14 protein-coding genes are annotated in these 15,739 nt (G+C 77.3%); 8 read left to right on the top strand and 6 right to left on the bottom strand.

Annotated elements, in window-relative coordinates; all coding sequences use genetic code 11:
* Positions 1–1,039, top strand: a 1,039-nt coding sequence (locus ACI794_RS15605; RefSeq protein WP_456616807.1) for an alkaline phosphatase family protein, incomplete at its 5' end; no start/stop codon positions are given.
* Between the two features lie 9 nt (positions 1,040–1,048).
* Here the strand turns inward: ACI794_RS15605 and ACI794_RS15610 are convergent.
* From ACI794_RS15610 to ACI794_RS15620, 3 genes are all read right to left on the bottom strand, one after another.
* Positions 1,049–2,011 (bottom strand): sucrase ferredoxin, encoded by a 963-nt coding sequence (locus tag ACI794_RS15610; protein WP_456601854.1) that lies wholly within the window; start codon positions 2,009–2,011, stop codon positions 1,049–1,051.
* A 13-nt stretch (positions 2,012–2,024) separates the two neighbouring features.
* On the bottom strand, positions 2,025–3,233 hold the full coding sequence (locus ACI794_RS15615; RefSeq protein WP_456601855.1) for a cupin domain-containing protein: 1,209 nt from the start codon (positions 3,231–3,233) through the stop codon (positions 2,025–2,027).
* 68 nt (positions 3,234–3,301) lie between these two features.
* On the bottom strand, positions 3,302–3,556 hold the full coding sequence (locus ACI794_RS15620; protein WP_456616808.1) for a hypothetical protein: 255 nt from the start codon (positions 3,554–3,556) through the stop codon (positions 3,302–3,304).
* A 281-nt stretch (positions 3,557–3,837) separates the two neighbouring features.
* Between ACI794_RS15620 and ACI794_RS15625 the strand changes: the two genes are divergently transcribed.
* The 3 genes from ACI794_RS15625 (at position 3,838) to ACI794_RS15635 (ending at position 6,355) form a co-directional block, all read left to right on the top strand.
* Complete coding sequence (locus ACI794_RS15625) at positions 3,838–4,500, top strand: permease (protein WP_456601857.1); 663 nt, start codon at positions 3,838–3,840, stop codon at positions 4,498–4,500.
* Positions 4,501–4,613: 113 nt separating this feature from the next.
* Positions 4,614–5,792: a DNA polymerase IV gene (dinB, locus tag ACI794_RS15630; RefSeq protein WP_456601858.1), complete on the top strand. Its 1,179-nt coding sequence runs from the start codon at positions 4,614–4,616 to the stop codon at positions 5,790–5,792.
* Positions 5,793–5,956: 164 nt separating this feature from the next.
* The gene (locus ACI794_RS15635; RefSeq protein WP_456580898.1) at positions 5,957–6,355 is read left to right on the top strand and encodes a DUF3040 domain-containing protein; all 399 of its coding nucleotides are present in this window, start codon (positions 5,957–5,959) and stop codon (positions 6,353–6,355) included.
* 90 nt (positions 6,356–6,445) lie between these two features.
* Here ACI794_RS15635 and ACI794_RS15640 read toward each other — a convergent pair whose 3' ends face one another.
* From ACI794_RS15640 to ACI794_RS15650, 3 genes are read right to left on the bottom strand one after another with little or no spacing between them, the layout of a single operon-like run.
* Entirely contained in the window at positions 6,446–8,779 is a 2,334-nt protein-coding gene (locus ACI794_RS15640) for a transglutaminase family protein (protein ID WP_456616809.1), read from the bottom strand.
* On the bottom strand, positions 8,776–10,122 hold the full coding sequence (locus tag ACI794_RS15645; RefSeq protein ID WP_456616810.1) for a DUF58 domain-containing protein: 1,347 nt from the start codon (positions 10,120–10,122) through the stop codon (positions 8,776–8,778). Before ACI794_RS15645 ends, ACI794_RS15640 begins: the two co-directional genes overlap by 4 nt.
* Positions 10,123–10,124: 2 nt before the next feature.
* On the bottom strand, positions 10,125–11,108 hold the full coding sequence (locus ACI794_RS15650; protein ID WP_456616811.1) for an AAA family ATPase: 984 nt from the start codon (positions 11,106–11,108) through the stop codon (positions 10,125–10,127).
* Positions 11,109–11,331: 223 nt separating this feature from the next.
* Between ACI794_RS15650 and mraZ the strand changes: the two genes are divergently transcribed.
* From mraZ to ACI794_RS15670, 4 genes are all read left to right on the top strand, one after another.
* The gene (gene mraZ / locus ACI794_RS15655) at positions 11,332–11,766 is read left to right on the top strand and encodes a division/cell wall cluster transcriptional repressor MraZ (RefSeq protein WP_456580894.1); all 435 of its coding nucleotides are present in this window, start codon (positions 11,332–11,334) and stop codon (positions 11,764–11,766) included.
* A gap of 430 nt (positions 11,767–12,196) precedes the next feature.
* Positions 12,197–13,192, top strand: a complete 996-nt coding sequence (rsmH, locus tag ACI794_RS15660) for a 16S rRNA (cytosine(1402)-N(4))-methyltransferase RsmH (protein WP_456616812.1) — start codon at positions 12,197–12,199, stop codon at positions 13,190–13,192.
* The gene (locus ACI794_RS15665; protein ID WP_456616813.1) at positions 13,189–13,788 is read left to right on the top strand and encodes a hypothetical protein; all 600 of its coding nucleotides are present in this window, start codon (positions 13,189–13,191) and stop codon (positions 13,786–13,788) included. Before rsmH ends, ACI794_RS15665 begins: the two co-directional genes overlap by 4 nt.
* A gap of 3 nt (positions 13,789–13,791) precedes the next feature.
* Positions 13,792–15,639, top strand: a complete 1,848-nt coding sequence (locus ACI794_RS15670; protein ID WP_456601864.1) for a peptidoglycan D,D-transpeptidase FtsI family protein — start codon at positions 13,792–13,794, stop codon at positions 15,637–15,639.
* Positions 15,640–15,739 lie beyond the last annotated feature (100 nt).

Here is a 15,739-nt window from a genome sequence, read left to right on the forward strand (position 1 = left end):
GGCCGGGGCCCTGCACGGCGCGCGCCGTGCAGCGGTCCTGCTGGTGGACGGTCTCGGCGCCGACCTGGTCCGGGCCCACGCCGACATCGCCCCCACCCTGGCGGCGCTGGCCAGCCCGGCCGGCACCCTCCAGGCGCCCTGCCCCAGCACCACCCCGGTCAGCCTCGCCACCATCGGCACCGGCCTGCCGCCGGGCAGCCACGGCATCCTGGGCTTCGTCACCGAGGTGCCAGGGCAGGGGCGCACCCTCAACCACACGCAGTGGAGCGACGACCCGGACCCGGCCGACTGGCAGGCCCAACCCACCGTCTTCGAGCGGGTCGCCGCCGACGGGGTCGCGGTCACCGCCGTCGGCCCGTGGGCCTACGCGGGCTCGGGGCTCACCGTGGCCGCCTACCGGGGCGCCCGCTACACCGGCGCCGTCGGCCCCGGCGACCTCACCGCGCTCATGCGCTCGGCGCTGGACGCGGGACCCCGGGCGCTGGCGTACGGCTACATGGCCGAGCTGGACCTCACCGGGCACGTCCGGGGCGTCGACTCACCGAGCTGGCGCGCGCAGCTCGCCCTGGTCGACCGGGTCGTCGAGCAGGTGCTGGACGGCCTGCCCGACGACGCGGCGCTGCTGGTCACGGCCGACCACGGGATGCTCGACGTGCCCGCCGCCACCCGCCTGGACCTGGACGACGAGCCGGACCTCGCCGACGGGGTGCGGTTGCTCGCCGGGGAGCCGCGCGCCCGCTACGTGCACACCGAGCCCGGGGCGGAGGCCGACGTGCTGGCCCGGTGGCGGGGCGTCCTCGGCGACCGGGCGTGGGTCGTCGGGCGGGAGGAGGCGATCGCCAGCGGCGTCTTCGGGCCGGTGGAGGAGCCGCTCTCCGCCCGCATCGGCGATGTCGTGGCCCTGGCCCGCGGCAGCTGGGCGCTGGTCACCCCCCGCCTGGAGCCGGGGCCGAGCCGGCTGGCCGCCTACCACGGGTCGCTCACCGCGACGGAGCTGGCGATCCCGCTGCTCGTCGCCCGGGGGCGCGCCCTGTCCTGACCGGCCCGATCAGCCCGGCGACAGCGCCAGGTGGTGCCAGCTGCGCACCCGGCCGGCCGAGGTGGCCTGGCAGGTCAGGTGGACCGCCTCCGCTGACGGCCGGCTCTCCACGGTGACGACGACGGTGCCCGCCGCGCGGCCCAGCGTGACCTCCCACCGCTCCGCGCCCGCGTCGGCCGCATCCCGGGGGACGACGCGGACCGGGTGCAGGTCGTCGACGCCGAGCGCGCCGAGCTCCTCCCGCGCGTAGTGCTGGGCGGCCTGCGCCGGCGCGGCCAGCCCTGCCCGGCCGCGCAGCCACGGCAGCGCGACCTCGTGCCGGCCGTGAGCGGCGACGACGAGGCCGCCGTCGCCGGGCACCTGGCCGTAGTAGAAGCCGTGGGGGAGCACCAGCATGTTCGCCGCGAAGCGGTCGCCCCCGAGGTGGCTGCACTCCCACACGTCGATCGGGCCGGGGGAGGGCAGCGCCCGGGCCAGCGGCCGGCCGCGCAGCGCGCAGCAGGCGTCGTGGCCGCCGTGCGTGCACACCAGGTACGTCGGCCCGGGCGCCGGCTCGCCGACCGATCCGTCCCACGGTGCGGTGAGCAGGTCGGAGTCCGCCGAGCGCACCGACCACCACAGCCCCTCCTGGCCGATCCGGCCGTCGGCGTAGGCCCAGCGCCGCCCGGAGTCGGCCAGCCGGTCCCCGGGTCGGCGGACCAGCAGGACCCGGACGCCCTCGCGCTGCGCGCGCTCGCTGAGCAGCCGGGCCACCCGCGCGTCGAACCGCGACTGCAGCAGCGCCTGGCGCCCCCACGGGCCCGGCTGCTCGATCAGCAGCCAGCGGGACACCGGGGCGGCCGTCGCGACCCCGGAGTCGCCGCGCGCGAGCGCCTGCACCGAGCAGCGGCCCGCGTCCAGACGGCCCAGCGGGCGGGCGGGGACGTCCGTGCGGCAGAAGTCGTCGTCACCCGCCGGGCCGGCTGTGGTCACGCCCCCCACCGGGTCACCCGGGCACCCCGGCGTCGGGCACGGTGGCGATCGACTCGGTCACCAGCCGGCGGGCCAGCGTGAGGCGGTCCTCCGGGTCGAGGCCCGGCAGGTCGCCGACCTTCAGCTCGCCGGCGGCCAGCAGCTCGGTCAGCGCCGGGCGCACCTCGCCCGGGAAGGAGTGCGTGCGCCGCCCGGCCACGAGGGCCACCCGGCCCTCGTCGGCGTCGCGCAGCACGCAGCGCAGGTGCCGGCGAAGCCGCAGCACCGTCGCGGGGCCCAGGGACGCGGCGGCCGCGGACTGCGCCAGCGGCGCGACCGGCTCGGGCCGCACCTGGGCCCAGGTCCGGCTGCGCAGGCGGTCGGCGACCTCGCCGGGGTCCACCCGGCCGAGCCACTCCCGGAGCCCGTCGACCACGGCGGTGACGTCCTCGGCGATCGTGTCGGGGTCGGACAGGTCCACGCCCAGGGGGAGGGAGGTGCGCAGTGCGCGGTCCTCGGCCGCCAGCTCGCGCACCAGGTCCAGCACGGACTCGGCGGCCGCCCAGCGGGTCACGGAGTGGATGCCGACGGTCAGGTGCGCGCTGATCGCGCCCAGGGCCTTGGCCGAGTGCAGGAACCCGCGCGGCAGGTAGAGGGCGTCTCCGGGGCGCAGCACCGCGTCGATCACCGGGGCGCGTTCCGCGGCGGCGGCCACCTCGGCCGCGCGGTCGCTCCACGGCTGGGTGCGCAGGGGGTCGGGCAGCACGGGCTCGTGGATGGTCCAGTGCTTCTCGCCGGCCACCTGCAGCACGAAGACGTCGTGGACGTCGTAGTGCGGGCTGAAACCCTGCGAGGACGGCGGGGTGATGTAGGCGTTGACCTGCGTGGGGTGGCCGAGGTCGGCGGCCAGCTGGTCGGCGAAGGTGATCAGCGGCGGCCAGAGCCGGTGCAGCCCCTGCAGGACGACGGTGCTCCCGTCGGCGAACAGGCGCAGCACCGCGTCGGAGGAGACCTGGTCGGCGATCTCGGCGCCCGCCCCGCCCGAGGTGGTGAACCGCTTGGGGTCGACGACGGCGCCGTCCTTGGCGATCCGGAGGAAGGGCGTGCGCAGACCTCGCCGGGAGAGCAGCTCGTCGACGGCGGGCAGGTCGAGCAGGTCGGTGAAGGAGTTGCCGGTGTCCTCGGCCCGGGTCAGGAGCGGGTGCCGCGCCCAGTGCTCCCGCGCGAACCGCTCGGGTGCCATGTCCGTGCACCGCCGCAGGGCCGGGCGGAGCTGCGGCTCCGCCCGGCCCTGCGCGGTCGGGTTCTCGGTCAGGCCGAACCGTCCGCGCCGCCGTCGGCACCGCCGTCCGCGCCGCCGTCCGCGCCACCGTCGGCACCGCCGTCCGCGCCACCGTCGGCACCGCTGTCCGCACCGCCGTCGGCCCCGCCGTCGTGGCCGCCCGGGGCGCCGGAGGCGCCGTGGTCGGCCGTGCCCGCGCCGCTGTCGGCCGGGCCGTGCGCACCGCCGTCGGCGCCACCGTCGGCCCCGCCGTCCGTGCTGGTCATCTCGTCGTCGAGCGCCATGGGCTCCTCCGCTCTCGTGCGTCCGGACCGCCGTGCGGCGGCCCCGGTCGGTGCAGTACCTCCCGCGTGCTGCCCTGACACCTGCGCTCCGACCAGCGGTTCTGCCCGGGACCACGGGGGTCGGGCGCCCGGACGCCGGCCCTCGACCCGAATGTGACGATCCGGTCACGGCTTCGGGGTGGAGGTGGGCGCCCGGGCCGCCGGCGGGCATCCCCAGGAGGTCGGCGTGGAGCACACCGCGCCTGCACCGTGAACTGCACGACGACCGGAGGAGTGAGCTCGTGACCGAGAGTCGTACGCGAACCGACACCACGTTCGAGGACAACGTCATCCGCCAGGAGACGGTCGACCGGCCGGCCGAGGGGGCGACCGCGACGGCGCCGGTGACGGGTCCCGCCGTCTCCGCGCCGCCCCGACGCGACCGGGTCCGGTGGGGCCCGGTGTGGGCCGGTCTGATCGTCGCCGTCCCGACGTTCCTGCTGCTGCAACTGGCCACGCTGGCCCTGGGCTGGTGGGACATCGGCCCCGGGGCGACCGGTAACAACGCCGACTGGATCAGCGGGGTCAACGGGCTGATCGCCCTGTTCCTCGGCGGGCTCACCGCCGGCGCCAGCGCGATCTGGCGCGGCCTCAGCGACGGGCTGCTGCACGGCATCCTGGTCTGGGCGCTGACGGTGGTCGCCATCGTCTTCCTGACCCTCTTCGGTGGCGGCGCCCTGCTGGGCTCGCTGGCCGGCGTCGTGACCGACGTGACCAACATCCAGCAGGCGAACCTGCCCGACGTCGCGGCCGGCCAGGCGACGGACGTGGCCACGTCGGCCGCCAGCTGGGCGGTGCTGGGCCTGGGGCTCGGGATCGCGGCCTCCGCGCTGGGCGGCGTGCTGGGCGCCAAGATGTGGCCGAGCCGCAAGGACGCCGAGCGCCAGCGGGTCGCGGCCGGCTGACGCCCACCCGCACCGCTATCGTCGACCCCGGATCGAACGCATGTTCGATCCGGGGTCGACGTGCGGAAGGGGACGGCGTGGGGCGGGGTGGCGGTCGTGCGGCGGGCTGCACCGTGCTGCACGTCGACATGGACGCCTTCTTCGCCAGCGTCGAGGTGCGCCGCCGGCCGGAGCTCGCCGGCACCCCCGTCATCGTCGGTGGCGCCGGCAACCGCGGCGTAGTCACCTCGGCCACCTACGAGGCCCGCAGGTACGGCGTGCACGCGGCCATGCCCACCGCGCGAGCACTGCGGCTGTGCCCGACGGCGACGGTCCTGCCGGGGGACATGGCGCTCTACGCCGAGGTGTCCCGGGCGGTCATGGCGCTGTTCCGGTCGGTCACCCCGCTGGTCGAGCCGCTGAGCATGGACGAGGCGTTCCTCGACGTCTCCGGCGCCGGCCGCCGGCTGGGCGACGCCGCGGAGATCGGCGAGTACCTCCGGGCCCGGGTCTTCGACGAGCAGGGCATCACCTGCTCGGTCGGCGTGGCCGGCACCAAGTTCGTGGCGAAGCTGGCCTCCACGCACGCCAAACCCGACGGGCTGCTCGTCGTCCGGCCGCCGGAGGTCATGGGCTTCCTCCACCCGCTGCCGGTCGGTGCGCTGTGGGGGGTGGGGCCGAAGACGGAGGAGACCCTCCTGCGGCTGGGGCTGCGCACCGTGGGCGACCTGGCCCACGTGCCGGCGAAGACGCTCCAGCGGGCGCTGGGGGTGGCGGCGGGCACCCACCTGCACGAGCTCTCCTGGGGCCGCGACCCCCGGCGGGTCGTCCCCGACGAGCCCGAGCGCTCCACCGGCGCGGAGGAGACCTTCGCCACCGACGTCGACGACCCGCGCGTGGTCCACCGGGAGCTGCTGCGCCTGGCGGAGCGGACGGCCGGCCGGCTGCGCTCGATCGGCTGCCTGGCCCGCACGGTGAGCATCAAGGTCCGCTTCGCCGACTTCACCACGATCACCCGCAGCCGCACCCTCGGAGCGCCCACCGACGTGGGGCAGGAGCTCTACGACACGGCCCGCGTGCTCTACGACGCCCTGGGGCTGGACCGGACCCGCATCCGGCTGGTCGGCGTCCGGGCCGAACGCCTCGTCGAGGCCGGTTCGGCCCCCCGGCAGCTCGAACTGGGGGCCCGCGAGCACGGTCGCCGGGAGGCGGAGCTGGCCGCCGACCGCGCCGCCCGGCGTTTCGGTGCCGGCGCGGTGCGCCCGGCCACGCTCCTGGGTTCCTCGGGCAGGGTCGGGCGGCCGGGCCGCTGACCTGCCCGGACGCGCCGGGGGACCCACCCGGAGGAGTGATCGGCCGACGCGCTCGGCGGCTCGCCGTGGCGTCGCCTTTCGCCGCGTGCAATCGGCTCGTATCCTCGAAGACACCGTCGGCGGGAGCCTCCGACGGAACTGGCTCCGCCCATTTGGAGGTCGACGTGCCGCTCTCCGAGCACGAGCAGCGTCTGCTGGAGCAGATCGAGCGCGCCCTCGTCGATGACGATCCGAAGTTCGCATCCTCGGTCCGCACCGGCGATCGCCGTCAGAAGGCTCGCCGCAGACTGCAACTCGGCGGGTTGCTGGTCCTGGTCGGCCTCGCCGTCCTGGTGGCCGGCGCCGTCGCCGAATCCGTTCCGCTGGGGGTCCTCGGGTTCCTGGTGGCCTTCGGTGGCGCCGCCCTCGGGGTGCTGCACTACCGCGCGGCCACCGGTGCCGTCGAGGCCACCGGTCCCGCCGGGTCGCGCGGCTCGACCGCGGCCGGCCGCGGCGGCCGGAAGGGCAAGCAGCCGATGAAGAACCGGCTCGAGGAACGTTTCCGCCGCCGCTACGACCAGTAGCCCCACGCACCCGCCCGGCCGCCGTCCCGCCCGGACGGCGGCCGGGCGCGTCCCGGGCGGCCACGGCAGAGGCCCTGGGTCCCGGCGCCGCTAGGACCAGGAGCCCTCGCGCACCGACCCGCCGGCCGCTCTCCGCCCGGCACGGTCGAACCCGTCCCGGGTCCACCGCGCGACCCGCGCCCGCGTGCCGGCGACGAGCGAGGCCGGCCACAGGAGCGCGCGCAGCCGCACCGTCCGGGGGCGGGACGCGAGGAGCCCCCGGCGGGCCGTCCGCAGCGCCGTCCGCAGCTCCGCGGGCGGCGGTGCGCTGCCCGGACGCCCGTAGCTGGCCGCCTCCTCCGCCTGCGCCAGCCGGCGCACCGCCGCCACCGACGACTCCGCCGCCGGGCCACCCGGCCCACGGCTGACCGCCCGCACGAGGGCCTCGGCCACCCGGCGCGGTGTCCACGACGGCTGCAGGTGCACGCCGAGGTCCGTGGCGGTGGCGCACAGCTCCGCCCAGGAGCCGGTGGCGGCGTCCCCCGCCAGCCGGCGGCGGCGCTGCAGCGTGCGCACCACGGCCGGCGCGGCCACCGCGGCCGCGCCGAGCGCCAGCAGCCCGGCGCTGACCAGCAGCGGGCCCCGGTCGGTCGCGGTCCCCGCCGACGGGGTGGCCTGGGGCACCGCCTCCGGCAGCCGGTCCGTCCGGGGGAGCGCCGGCGGCGGCGTCGTCGGCGCCGCGGGGACGGCGGGTGCGGCGTCGACCCGCTCCTCGGCCGCGGTCCGCGGCGACCAGGGGAGCTCGACCTGGCGGTCGGCGGCCAGCGGCGTGGGGTCGAAGGGCACCCAGCCCACCCCCTGGAAGTACACCTCCACCCAGGCGTGCGCGTCGTCGCTGGTGACCAGCCGGGTCCCGTCGGGCTGGACCTCGCCCGGCGTGTACCCCAGCGCGACCCGGGCGGGGAGACCGGTCTGCCGGACCAGCACGGCCATGGCGCCGGCGTACTGCTCGCAGTAGCCGCGCTTGAGCCGCAGGAAGTCCACCAGGTCGTCGCCGCTCGTGCCCGGAGCGGTGGAGAGGCTGTAGACGAAGCCGTTGGCTCGGTCGGTGAGGTACCGCTGGATGCGCAGCACCTGCTCGTAGGGCGTCGACGCGCCGGCGGTCAGCCCGGCGGTGAGCTCGGCGATGGCGGGGTCGAGCTCGGGCAGCACGCCGAAGCGCTCCTGCACCGGATCGTCCGCCGGCAGGGGAAGGGCGCCGGAGAGGAGCTCCTCGGAGGGGCGCGGCTCCACCGCGGTCACCCGGTAGGCCAGCCCGGCGCTGGTGACGCCGCGGCCGAACACCGTCCCGGTCGCGTCGTCGAAGCGCCAGGCGGCCTCCTCGCCGGCCACGCGGATCGACAGCGGGGAGGTCGGCACCGGGAGGAACCGGTCGTCGTGCTCCAGGACCTGCACCTCGGCGGACACCTGCCGCGTCGGCTGGCCGTCGGGCAGCGGCGCCAGGAAGCCGTCGTCGGCCACCGAGGTCTCGCCGTCGAGATTGCTCAGCGACCACCCCGTCGCCGGCTCGTACTCGTCGAGCGCGACGGCGCGCAGGTAGCCGGGGTCCTCGACCGAGCTGCCCAGGCGGAGCAGCGGGACGGGCTCGGGCAGGGTCAGCTGCCCGCGCAGCTCCGCCGCCGGGTCGAGCGAGGTGCCCGTGGCCGACCCCGTCCCACCGCCGAGCCCGGTGGCGAACGAGCCCTCGGGCAGGGTGGGCACCGCGGTGCCGACGACGGCCCCGGCCGCCACCGCGACCACGCCGATGCGCACGGCCGTCCCCGCGCCGCCCGCGGAGCCCTGCAGCATCCGGCGCTGGTCGGCCCACAGCAGGACGGCGAACCCGGCCGCCGGCCCGACCAGCGCGACCAGCCCGATGCCGCCGGTCACCGTGGCCACGGGCACGCACACGAGGGGGAGCAGGGCCGCACCCGCGACCGCCGCCTGCCGGCCGGTGACCGCCAGCAGGTCGACGACGACGGCGACGAGCCCCACGAAGAGGGTGGTGAGCGCGAGCAGACCGGTCAGCGGGAGGGCGGGGGTGGCCTGCTCGCGGATCTCCGCCGTGCCGGCGGTGAAGACCTCCCCGAGCCGGGTCAGCGTCGCCGGCGTGGGGACCAGGCCGGCCAGCGCGGTGTCGGGCACGAAGACCGCCGCCAGCACGCAGGCGACGAGGGCCAGCTGACCGACCGGCACCGCCAGCGCGCCCAGCAGCCCGAGCGGCCGGTCGCCGGTGAGCCGGGCCACCGCGGCGCGCAGGGCCAGGCCACCGGCGAGGACGGCGACGACGACGGTCACCACCGGGGGCACCCACGCTCGGCTGGTGAACACGGGGGAGAGCGCCAGGGCGCCGAGGAGGGTGGCCGCCGCGGCGGCGACCGGGGTCCGGACGTCGGCGCCGTTCATGCCGGCGCCCCCGCCGGCGTCCCGGTGAGCGCGGCCCACACCTCGCCGACGTCCTGACCGGCCGACGCGGTGGCGACCCGCCAGCCCGCCGCGGCGAGGACGGTGGCCGCCTGCTCGCGCTGCGCCGAGAGGGTGGCCGGCGCGGTACCGGTCGTGCCCCGCCGGCCGCGGCCGGGGTCGCCCCACGTCGCGACGTCGAGCAGCACGGCGAGCCCGGGCACCGGCCCCTGGCGCAGCCGGGAGAGGTCGGCGACGTCGTCGGGCCCGACCGCACCGAGCAGGCAGACCAGGGGCCCGTCGCCGGCGGCGCGGCACGCCGCCGAGACGGGGTCGGCCAGGCTGCTCGCGCGCGAGGGCCCCAGCACGGCCAGCCGGTCCAGGAGGTCCTCGGCGCCGAGGACGGCGCCGCCGGGCTCGGGCGCCAGCTCCCCGGCGCCGGTCAGCACCCGCAGCCGCGCCCCCCGCTGGGCGAGGGCCACCCCGATGCTGGCCGCGGCCTCGACCAGCCACTCGAAGCTGTCGGCGGGCGGCGAGTCGTCACCCGGGGGCCCGGCGATCCGGCGGGTGGCGTCCCAGCTGGGCGCCACCAGGTGCGCGCGGGCCCGGGTGTCCAGCAGCAGCGTGCCCTGCGCGCGCCAGGGGTGCTCCTCCAGCCGGACCATCAGCTCGCCGGTGCGCGCGCTGGCCCGCCAGTGCACCTTGCGCATGTCGTCGCCGCGCCGGTACTCGCGCACGCTGACGTCGTCCTCCCCGTGGACGGCGAACGCGCGGTGGGCGCCGTCGCCCCCGCCGCTGCCGCCGCCGGGGCCACCGCGTCCCAGGGGGCGCACCCGGGGCACCACGACCAGCGGGGCGGTGTCCGAACCCACCGCGGTGCGCTCGACCAGGCCGAAGGGATCGAGGACCCGCAGCCGCAGCGGCCCGAGCTGGTAGCGGCCGCGGTGCCGGCCGACGAGCCCGTACCGCACGGTGGTCGCGGCGCCGGGGGCCAGGCCCGACACGGTGAACCGGTGCGGGCGGCCCAGCGTCGGGGGCAGCTGCTCGGACAGCAGCCACAGCCCGCCGCGGCGGGCGTCGACGTTCTCCAGCCGCAGCTCGGCGTGGGCCCGCGCGCCGCGCGGCACCCGCTGCGGCGTGACGCTGCGCCGGGTGGTCACCCGGAACCGCCCCCGCGCCACGGTGACGGCGGCGAGCAGGGGGAGGGCCAGGACGAAGGCGGCCAGCTGGACGAGCGCCCGCTCGCCGAGGAGGGCACCCACCAGGCCCAGGCCGACGCCGCCGGCGAGGAGCGATCGGCCGCGGGACGTGAGGGCGCCCAGCGCCCGGAAGGGACCGCCGGGCACGCTCAGCGCCCGCGGGGGACCGGTACGGAGGCCACCAGGGAGGCCACCACCTGCTCGGCGCTGCGCCGGGCGACCACCGCCTCGCCCCCGAGCAGCAGCCGGTGGGCGAGCACGGGCACAGCGAGCGCCTGCACGTCGTCGGGCAGCACGTGCTCGCGGCCATCGAGGGCAGCGGAGGCGCGGGCGGCACGCAGCAGCTGCAGGCCGGCGCGGGGCGAGGCGCCCAGCCGCAGCTCCGGTGAGCGGCGGGTGGCCTCGACCAGCGCCACGACGTAGCGGCGGACGGCCTCGGCGACGTGGACCCGGCCCACGGCGGTGACGAGGGACCGGACGAGGGCGGCGTCGGCCACCGGGCGCAGGGCGTTCAGCGGGTCGGCGGTGGAGCGGTCGTCCAGCATCGCGAGCTCCGCGGCCGGGTCGGGGTACCCCATCGAGACCCGGGCGGTGAAGCGGTCGCGCTGGGCCTCGGGCAGCGGGTAGGTGCCCTCCATCTCCAGCGGGTTCTGCGTGGCCATGACCAGGAAGGGCCGCGCCAGCTCGTAGCTGACGCCGTCGACGGTGACCTGCCGCTCCTCCATGCACTCCAGCAACGCCGACTGGGTCTTGGGGGAGGCCCGGTTGATCTCGTCGGCGACGACGACGTTGGCGAAGATCGCGCCGGGCTTGAACTCGAAGGCCCGGGTCTCCTGGTCGTAGACCGCCACGCCCGTCACGTCGCTGGGGAGCAGGTCGGGCGTGAACTGGATGCGCCGCACGCTCGCGTCGATCGAGCCGGCCAGCGCCTTGGCCAGCGTCGTCTTGCCGACCCCGGGCACGTCCTCGATCAGCAGGTGCCCCTCGGCCAGCAGCACCACCAGCGCCAGCCGGACGACGTGGTCCTTGCCCTGCACGACCCGGCCGATCGCGGCCGCGATGCGTGCGCACTCCGCTGCGACGTCGACCGACGCGTCGGCCGTCCCGTCGGCGGACCGTGTCGCCTCCGTCACCGCTCCACCGTACGTGCCGGGCGACGCCCCGTCCCGGTCGCTGATCACGCTGCCCGCGCACCAAAGACGGGAGGTCGGGCCGCCGGTGGGGCCGGCGGGTCACGACACGGCCTCAGGTGGTGTCCAGTGGGGGCTGGTGGGTTACTGTGTCGGCCGGTGGGGAGGCAGGGTTTCGCCAAGGGACCTGCAGAGCCATGGGAGGACCGATGCGGGAGGTGATCCGGTGTTCGTCGGCAGCTACCAGTTGCGGCTCGACGAGAAGGGCCGGCTCGCGCTCCCCGTCCGCTTCCGCGACCAGGTGGCCGACGGCATGGTGATCAAGAAGGGCCAGGACCGCTGCATCTACGGGCTGACCATGGCCCGGGTCGCCGAGCAGAGCGCCGCGATGGCCGCCATGGCGCCCTCCGACACGGCCGCCGCCCGCATGCGGGCGCGCATGAGCTTCGGCTCGATGGTCGAGCTGGAGCCGGACAAGACCGGCCGCATCACCATCCCCGCGAGCCTGCGGGAGTACGCCCACCTGGACCGCGACGTGGTCGTGGTGGGCGTCGACACCCGTTTCGAGATCTGGGACTCCGCGACCTGGGACGCCTACGTGGCCGAGCAGGAAGCCGCCTTCGCCGACATGGAGAGCGAGGGGATGCCGACGCTGTCGTGATCCCGGGAACGCCCCACCCGCCCCCACCGGCCTCCGCGCCACGCCGAACGAGCCGCCTTCCCCGCGGCTCGACCGGCCCGGGCCCCAGCCGCCTTCCCCGCGGCTCGGTCCCGACGACGGAGGACCGCACGGATCAGCGGAGGGGCCTCCCGCCGGCGGGGGTGACCCACCGGCCCCGCGGGAACCCACCTGACGCTCTTCCCCGACGCCAGGCGGAGCCGCGGGGCCGGACACCCCCGGGATCCCACGTCCCGCCGCCCCACCCCGCTCCACCGGCCCCACCGCGCCCCACCCCGGGCACCGCGACCCACCCACCCCCTGCGCCCCACCCGCCCGAGCCCGCACGCCCCCGGTGCCGCGTCCCCCCGCGGCCCGGCACGGCACGGCACCATCGCGAGAGCCGCCAGGACCAGTCGAGAGGCAGCAGACGATGAGCAGCACCGGACCTGCCGCGGCCCCCGGGCCGTCGCAGCCCCCGGTGCACGTCCCGGTGCTGCTGGACCGGGTCGTCGAGCTGCTCGGGCCGGCCTGCGCCGCAGAGGGCGCGGTCATGGTCGACGCCACGCTGGGCCTCGCCGGCCACACCCTGGCCATGCTGGAGGCGCACCCCGGCCTGCGCGTCGTGGGGCTGGACCGCGACCCGGACGCGCGCGCCGAGGCGACCCGCCGGATCGAGGCCGCCGGTCACGCCGGGCGGGTGACGGTGGTACCCGCGGTGTTCGACGAGCTCCCCGAGGTGCTCGACCGGCTGGGCATCGACGAGGTCCAGGGCGTGCTGTTCGACCTGGGCGTCTCCTCGCTGCAGCTCGACCGCCCCGACCGGGGGTTCAGCTACTCGGTCGACGCCCCGCTGGACATGCGGATGGACCCGGGCGCGCCCCGGACCGCCGCCGACGTCGTCAACACCTACCCGCCCCGCGAGCTGGCGCGGGTGCTGCGCGTCTACGGCGAGGAGCGGTTCGCCTCCCGCATCGCCGCCGCCATCGACCGGGAGCGGGCCCGCGAGCCGTTCTCCGGCACGGCGCGGCTGGCCGAGCTCGTCCGCGAGTCCATCCCCGCCGCCACCCGGAGGACCGGTGGCCACCCCGCGAAGCGGACCTTCCAGGCGCTGCGCATCGAGGTCAACGACGAGCTCGGGGCGCTGGAGCGCGCCCTCCCCGCGGCGATCGAGGCCCTCGCCGTCGGCGGGCGCGTCGCCGTCATCACCTTCCACTCCTTGGAGGACCGGATCGTGAAGCAGACCCTGGCCGCGGGAGCGGCGGACCGCACCCCGCCGGACCTGCCGGTGCCCCTGCCCGAGCACGGTCCGGTGCTGCGGCTGCTCACCCGCGGCGGCGAGGCCCCCGGCGCCGCGGAGACGGCCGGCAACCCCCGCGCGGCGTCGGCCCGTGTCCGGGCCGCCGAGCGCATCCGGCGGGCGGCGTGACGCGCGCCGCGGCCGTGCGCCCGGCCCCCTCGCGCGCCACGCCCTCCCGCCACGCGACCACCCGGGCCACCGGCCCGGCGCCCCGCACCTCCCCGTCCGGCGCGCGCGGCACCGGCCGGGCGACGCCGCGGCCCGAGCTGCGCCTGGTCCCCACCGGTGCCGCCGCGCGGCCGCGCCGGCAGACCCGTGGGGCCGAGCGCTCCCGCAAGGCGCCGTTCGTCGTCCTGGTCGTGGCGCTCCTGGCGCTGACCACGCTCGGGCTCCTGGTGCTGAACACCGCCATCGCGGTGGACTCCCTCAAGGCGTCCCAGCTGCGCGCCGACAACGCCGCGCGGGCCCAGGAGGTGCAGCGCCTCGAGCAGCTCGTCGTCGCCGGTGACACCCCGGCCGACGTCGCGCGGGCCGCCGAGGCCGCGGGGCTCGTCCCGGCCGGCGTCGCCGGCTACCTGGTGCTCGGCGGCGACGGGTCGACGACGATGCGCGGCACCCCCGAGCCCGCACCCGCGCCGGAGCCCGCACCCGCACCGGAGCCCGCGCCCGCAGCCGCGCCCGAGCCGGGCCCCGCCGCCGAGCCCGCCCCCGCGGGCGGGAACTGACCCGTGCCGAGCAGCGTCCGCGGTCCCGGCGCCCGCACCCCGCGCCCGACGGCGACCGGACGGGGGGACAGCGGGCCGTTCGTCTCCCGCCGTGCCCCCGGGACCCGCCGCAGCAGCGGGGCCGGGCTGTCGGTCGAGCAGCGCGGCCGCCGCAACCGGTGGGGGTTGATCGTCCTCGTCAGCCTTCTCGTGCTCGTCGTCGGGCGGCTCGTGGTGCTGCAGGGCATCGACGGCGCCGCGTACGCCAGCGCGGCGGAGCAGGACCGGCTGCGCACCATCCCGCTGGCGGCGATCCGCGGGCAGATCCTCGACCGCGACGGCAACCCGCTGGCCTACACGGTCGACGCGTCGCGGGTGGTCGCCGACCCGACGATGGTCCGCGACCCGGCCCGCACGGCCCTCGCCCTCACCACCCTCCTCGACGTCCCCGTGCCCGAGCTCACCCGGAAGCTCTCCCAGGACAGCCGCTACGAGGTGCTGGCCACCCAGGTGGTGCCGGAGACGGCCGACGCGGTCGACGGGCTCGAGCTCGCGGGGGTCTACCTCCGGGACGACCCGGTGCGGCTCTACCCGGTCGGCGCGGTGGGCGGCCAGGTCGTCGGCTTCGTGGGCAGGGAGGGCACCGGGCTGGCCGGCATCGAGCAGACCTTCGAGGAGGAGCTGTCGGGCACGGCGGGCCAGCGGACCGTCGAGGTGGGCAGCGGCGGCCACCCGATCCCCTCGGGCATCGACGAGGTCACCGAGGCCGTCGCCGGCCGCGACGTCACCCTCACCCTCGACGAGGACCTGCAGTTCGTCACCGAGGAGCGGCTGGCGGAGGCGTGCGCCGACGGCGCCACCACCCGGGCCTCGGCGGTGGTCCTCGAGGTGGCCACCGGGCGCGTCGCCGCCATGGGGTCGTGCCCGGGCTACGACCCCGGCAGCTACTCCACGACCGACCCCGAGCGGCTGGGTAACCCCGTGGTGTCCGACGTCTTCGAGCCGGGCTCGGTCATGAAGGCGGTGACCCTGGCCGCCGCGGTCGAGGAGGGGTACGCCACCCCGGACCGGGTGATGACGGTCGACGGGCACATCCAGGCCGGCGACCGGGTCGTCACCGACGCGCACGACCACGACCCGGTCGACTGGACGGTCACCGGCATCCTCGCCAAGTCCAGCAACGTGGGGACGATCATGCTGGCCCGGGAGGTCGGCGACGAGAAGCTCGAGGAGTACCTGCGGGCCTTCGGCATCGGGGAGAAGACCGGCATCGAGCTGCCGGGCGAGAGCCGCGGCATCCTCCAGGACTCGGCGGAGTGGAGCGAGGTGCGCGCGGCCAACGTCGCCATCGGGCAGGGCGTCTCGGTCACCACCCTGCAGATGGCGTCGGTCTACCAGGCGATCGCCAACGGGGGAGTGCGGGTGGAGCCCCGCATCGTGTCGTCGGTGACCGGCGCGGACGGCCGCCCCGAGGAGACCCCCGAGCCCGCCCGCACCCGGGTGGTCAGCGAGTCCACCGCCGAGCAGATGGCCTACATGCTCGAGGCCGTGGTCGGCAAGGGCGGCACCGCCCCGCTGGCCCAGATCGAGGGCTTCCGCGTCGCCGGCAAGACCGGCACCGCGCAGCGCGCCAACCCGGAGTGCAACTGCTACGCCGGCGGCGGCTACGTGACCACCTTCGTCGGGTTCGCCCCGGCGGACGACCCGCAGTACGTCGTCGCCGTCGACCTGGAGCGGCCCACCAGCTCCGCCGAGGGCGGGCAGGTCGCCGCGCCGGTGTTCGCCGACGTCATGCGGGCGGCGCTCATGGCCGACGGCGTCGTGCCCTCCGGTACCGCGCGCCCCGAGTTCGTCCTCACCGGCGCCCCCTGAGCGAGAACCCCTCCTGCCCCGCCGCTCGCGTGTGCGGCGGGGCCCCGCCGCGGCGCCTGGGCGCGGTGACGTCGTGCGGACATCCACCGCCGGTAGATTG

The sequence above is a fragment of the Blastococcus sp. SYSU DS0541 genome, assembly GCF_054050875.1.